This window comes from Hahella sp. CR1, assembly GCF_029813005.1.
GTDB lineage: Bacteria > Pseudomonadota > Gammaproteobacteria > Pseudomonadales > Oleiphilaceae > Hahella.
On sequence record NZ_JAPELK010000006.1, the window covers coordinates 332,781 to 337,744 of the forward strand.

Annotated in this window: 4 protein-coding genes; all 4 read left to right on the forward strand. The window is 54.8% G+C overall.

Annotated features, from left to right (window positions below; genetic code table 11):
- Window positions 1-99 precede the first annotated feature (99 nt).
- The 4 genes from ONV78_RS17035 (at window position 100) to ONV78_RS17050 (ending at window position 4,961) form a co-directional block, all read left to right on the forward strand.
- Complete coding sequence (locus tag ONV78_RS17035; RefSeq protein ID WP_279504890.1) at window positions 100-1,374, forward strand: ATP-grasp domain-containing protein; 1,275 nt, start codon at window positions 100-102, stop codon at window positions 1,372-1,374.
- 486 nt (window positions 1,375-1,860) lie between these two features.
- Entirely contained in the window at window positions 1,861-2,112 is a 252-nt protein-coding gene (locus ONV78_RS17040) for an acyl carrier protein (protein ID WP_279504892.1), read from the forward strand.
- Window positions 2,105-3,256: an acyl-CoA dehydrogenase family protein gene (locus ONV78_RS17045; RefSeq protein WP_279504893.1), complete on the forward strand. Its 1,152-nt coding sequence runs from the start codon at window positions 2,105-2,107 to the stop codon at window positions 3,254-3,256. The genes ONV78_RS17040 and ONV78_RS17045 overlap by 8 nt, the downstream gene beginning before the upstream one ends.
- Window positions 3,257-3,410: 154 nt before the next feature.
- The gene (locus ONV78_RS17050) at window positions 3,411-4,961 is read left to right on the forward strand and encodes an amino acid adenylation domain-containing protein (protein WP_279504894.1); all 1,551 of its coding nucleotides are present in this window, start codon (window positions 3,411-3,413) and stop codon (window positions 4,959-4,961) included.
- Window positions 4,962-4,964: the final 3 nt, after the last annotated feature.

Below are 4,964 nucleotides of genomic sequence, written 5' to 3' on the forward strand. Positions count from 1 at the left end.
ATCACCATGAAAGGCCACATTAATACTGAGCTTCGCAAAGGCGAGTCGAGGTTGTTTCACAGGGGAACGCCGACTGAGTGGTGAGTTAAGGAGTTTTGCGTGAAGAAAGCCAAGGTGCTGGTGATTGGGGGAGGGCATATACAGCTCCCGCTGATCGAGGAAGGCGTGAAGTTAGGGTTTGAAGTGTTTGTGGTGGATGACAGGGAAGGGATTATTGATCCGGCGCTTGCTGAGCGCATTCAGCGGGTTCCCTTTAACCGTCATGATAAGAAAAGCATTGTCGAGTACGCGTCTACACGTGCATTCGACGGGATCGTGTCCGCCGGCAGCGATCGTTCGATCAAGTTGATGGCGGAGTGCGCCGCCCAATGCGGAATCAGCACTTATGTGTCGGAGGCGTCCGCCGCGCTGCCGCTGGATAAACTGCGTATGGCTGCGCTGCTGAGAGCCGCTGGTTTGCCTGCGCCCCGCTATGATTTTGTCGAGTCCTATGAGCAGGCCGCCTCGCTGGCGGAAGCCTTGGGTTATCCCGTGGTGGTCAAGCCGGTTGACGGTACGGGACAGGAAGGCGTGGGAGCCGCCGCCGATCCGGAGCAGTTGCAATCGGTAGTTAACTCCGCACTGAACGCCTCCGTGAAATCGCGGGCGATCATTCAGGAGTTTGTGGAAGGTGTTGAATACAGTCTGAGTGGTTTTATCTATCACGGGCGGGTCGCGCCCTTCATCACCTCATACCGAGGCAGCCCGTCGCGGACGGAAGCGGGATTTGGCGTCGCATTAACCAAGCAATATCCGACAGATCTTCCGGCTGCGTTACTCGATCAACTCAGAGCCGACATGGAAACCGCGCTGCAACAAATGGGCGTCGAAACCTCGCCGTTTTTCGCCCAGGTGATCGTCACGTCCTCCCCCGCAAACCAATACCGCATCATCGAAGTCATGCCCAGAATCGGCGGCGGCGAAGAAGCCAGATTCGTTCGCGCCGCAACCGGATTTAACCTCGCCAAAGCAACCCTGCTGGCGGCTTTGGGCAGGGAGTTTGACGTTGCAGATCTTATTGATGCTGAAGGGAGCAAAGCGGTTTTACTCAAATTCTTTACCACCGAAAATGGCGTATTAAAAAGCATCTCAGGCCTGGATGAGGCTCAGTCGCTGGATGGCGTCAGGGAGGTGAAAATCTATCCCCGCATCGGTGACAGAGTGACCTCTCTGAACGACAGTAATGACCGCGCCGGATATTTGATGACCGTGGGCGCAACTCCGGCGGAAGCAGAACGTGTGTCGGCGCTGGCGACGGCGAAGGTGAGGCTGGAAGTTGAGGCGGTAGAGAATGATGAAACTGCGCCCGGTCATGCTCCGGTTATCTTAAACTAAAGCGTTGGGGCAGGGAGGGAATCCGAAGCGCATCATAACCTTTCGGTAAGGTAAGTTGACCTAGTCTTCATTGAGGTTTAGGCAGATGATTTAACAGGCGCGTTTTGAGGCGCGTTTTCATTGCCCGGAGGTTGCTATATGCGGAGTCCCAACTTTGTCCCAAATTATTCGGGAAAGATGCATACCTTCTGATATTCCTTAAATAAAAAAGAGCGATTTCGTCGTTACCGGTCATGTGAAATCGCTCGGTTTGCGCGTATAGCAAGGGATAACGAAGGTTTTTGAATTCATCGCAAAGCATTAAATTTTTTAAATAAAATCAGTGATGTGGGAGATTGCGCCTATCGATAGGGTTGATATATGATTGCTGCAGATTGGTTCGGCGCCCCAAGATGGGGCTTGAAAAAGAAAGCCTTTTCATAAAAAGCCGAATCGATTTATCAATGGAAAGACCAATGGAATTTTAGCTCGCAAAGGAAAGTAGTAATGGACGTATCTGCGCGTAAAAAATTAGTGTCTGAATACCTGAGCAAACTCGCTGGAAAACAGGATTTGGACGACTCAGTCGACATCTTCGAAACAGGTCTGGTTAACTCCCTGGCCGCTATCCAATTAATCTCCTTTCTCGAAAAAAACTTCAGAATCAAGGTAGAGATTGACGACCTTGATAACGCCAACTTTTGTAGTATTCAGGCTGTCTGTAATTTCTTGGAGAGAAAGGCGGTGGTAAATGCTTAACCGTTTTCTATCGCCTTCTCAAAACCAGTGGCTGCACGCCTTCGAACAGTTTTCCGCCGATGAAGTCGCGCCTTATGCCGATGAGTGGGATCTACATGAGGCGACCCCCGCCTCGGTAGTGAAAAAACTCGCCCATAACGGCTGGCTGGGTGGCCTGGCGAAAGAGGAAAGCGGCGGCCTTGGCTTCGACGCCACCACTTTCGGGCTTCTTAACATGGCGATCGGGGCGGGAAGCGGCTCACTGACGGGCTTGCTGAACGTGCACTCAATGGTGTTGAAAACCATTGAGGAATGGGGAACGCCGGAGCAAAAGCAACAGTATCTGACGCCGCTGGTTAAAGGCGAGATCATTGGCGCGTTCGCGCAAACCGAGGTCGGCGCTGGAGGCGATTCAAAGAACCTGTCGACGCAGTTTGTCGACGACGGCGAAGCCCTGCTGGTCAACGGACAAAAGACCTGGATCACGTTCGCTCAGATCGCGGATCTGTTTCTGGTGTTCGGTAAATATCAGGGGCTGGACACCGCCGTTCTGATTCCCAAAGAGACGCCAGGATTCACTATCACCGCCAAGAAAAACATGCTTGGCTTCAAGAGCGCCTATCTGGCGGTGCTCGACTTTGTCGACGTGCGGATTCCCAAGTCGCACATCATCGGGAAACCGGGCTTCGGCCAGAACCTCATCTCCAACAGCGCTCTGGACTACGGCCGCATCAGCGTGGCCTGGGCGGCGCTAGGCGTTCAACAAGCGGCGCTGGCGGCCTCCGCGCGCAGAGCCAACGCCCGCTCCACCTTTGGTGCGCTGCTAGCGGACCAAGGCATCATTCGCGGCTATCTGGCGGAAATGTCCAGTAGTCTGCTTGCCTCCCAACTCATTTGCCTGTCAGCGACAAAAGCCAAGGAATCCCGGGACGAAGACGCCCTGGAGCAGATTCTTCAGGCCAAGCTTTTTGCATCACATGAAGCCGGTACAGCGGCGGCCAAAGCCGTCCAGATTCACGGCGGCCATGGCTGCGATGAGAGTAACGGCGTCAGCCGTCTCTATCGGGATGCGAAAATTTTGCAGGTCGTCGAAGGCAGCAATGAACTGCAAAAAATGCTGATCGGCAAGGAAGTATGTAATCGATACAGCTATAGCGCTGTATAGACTATTTCATAATCCGCTTCTCACCATTTCTATCCTCCAGGCTTGAGACCCAGGGTCTCGGCTGACGGATGCCTGTCGCCTTGGGTTCGTCTGTAACCCCGGGCGCGCTATGGCTCAGGAGCGACACAGCCAGCAATCAAAGGACTCCGGCTCTATGGACACTGGTCGACTTATTACTGATTTTTTCGAGGACACGGCGCGAGACAACCCCAATCCGGCGATACGCTGGGGCAAGGGGGAGACTCTATCCTGGCGCGAACTGCATGAGCGCGCGCGGCTACTGGCTCAATATCTGACTGATGAGCGTGACCTGCGCCAGGGCGAATGCGTCGCCATTGGCCTGGAGCGAAGTCCGGCGTTTGTGGTGGCGGCCTACGCCGTGCTGCTTGCAGGCGGCGTTTATTTCCCTCTGGATGCGAAAACGCCGGTTGCCCGCATGGCTTCCATGTTGCAGACGGCGCAGTGTCGCGTTGCGTTTTGCAGCGCCGCCCAGGCTGGCCAGATTTCCCAGGCGGGACCGGATCTGGCGCTGATTCTGGCGGAGCGGCTGGAGGATATTTATGTATGCAAACCTGAAATAGACGCGATGCGGAATGCGCCGCAATTGCAGGCGTCGGACCCGGCTTATCTGATCTTTACGTCCGGCACGACAGGAACCCCGAAAGGGGTGCTGGTCAATCACGGCGCGTTTATCAACCGTCTGCAATGGCATCAACAACACAGTGCGATGACGGCGTCGGACATCATTCTGCAGCGCACCGCGCTGACCTTTGACGTGTCTCTGTGGGAACTGTTCCTGCCTGCGTTAAACGGCGCCAGTCACTATTTGTTGCGCCCAGGTCTGGAGTCTTTTCCCAGAGGCATCGTGGCGGCGCTGCAAAGTGAAAATATCACCGTGGCGCACTTTGTGCCCAGCCTGCTCAAGCCGGTGCTGCAGGAGTTGCAGCATGCGGCGACCACTTTGCGCAGTGTCTATGTCAGCGGCGAGTCGCTACAGGCCAGTCTGGTCGAACAGTTCCAGGCGCAGTTCGGCTCTAGCTGTCTGCTGACTAACCTGTATGGTCCGACGGAAGCGGCTATCGACGTCAGTTACTACGATTGCGTCGCACCTGCGTCGAAAAACGTGCCCATCGGACAGGCGCTTACCGGTTGCGAGTTATACATTGTCGACCCGGAAACATTAGCGCTGAAAGGGGATATGGAGCAGGGAGAAATCGCCATTGGCGGAATTTGTCTGGCTGAAGGTTACTACAACCGTCAGGACTTGACGGACAAAGCCTTTGTTTTTCACCCAGAGTTGCAACAACGTATTTATCTGACCGGCGACCTGGGATGGCGTGAAGACGGAGATCTGTTTTTCTGTCAGGGACGCAAGGACACCCAGGTGAAACTACGCGGGCTGCGCATCGAGTTAGGCGAGATAGAACATCATCTGCTCAATCATCCAACGATTACGGAAGCGGTCGCCTGTGTGGTGGACGATGAAGAAGGCGAACAATGGCTGGTCGCCGCCATCGTTACAACGGGAGAAACCCTGGAAGCGCAGGAGCTGCGCCAATTCCTCGCAGCGCAAATGCCTGCCTATATGTTGCCGACCCGATTCTGGCAGGCCGGTAAGTTGCCCCGATCCAGCTCCGGCAAACTCAACCGTAAATCCATTGCGGACAGCATGCGAGACCACTTCTTTGCGGAGGCGGTGGCGTAACTT

Bases quoted from the DNA above. Each gene is read 5' to 3' on its own strand.
- ONV78_RS17050 (WP_279504894.1), top strand. From the start codon at position 3,411: ATGGACACTGGTCGACTTATTACTGATTTTTTCGAGGACACGGCGCGA.
- ONV78_RS17045 (WP_279504893.1), top strand. From the start codon at position 2,105: ATGCTTAACCGTTTTCTATCGCCTTCTCAAAACCAGTGGCTGCACGCC.
- ONV78_RS17040 (WP_279504892.1), top strand. From the start codon at position 1,861: ATGGACGTATCTGCGCGTAAAAAATTAGTGTCTGAATACCTGAGCAAA.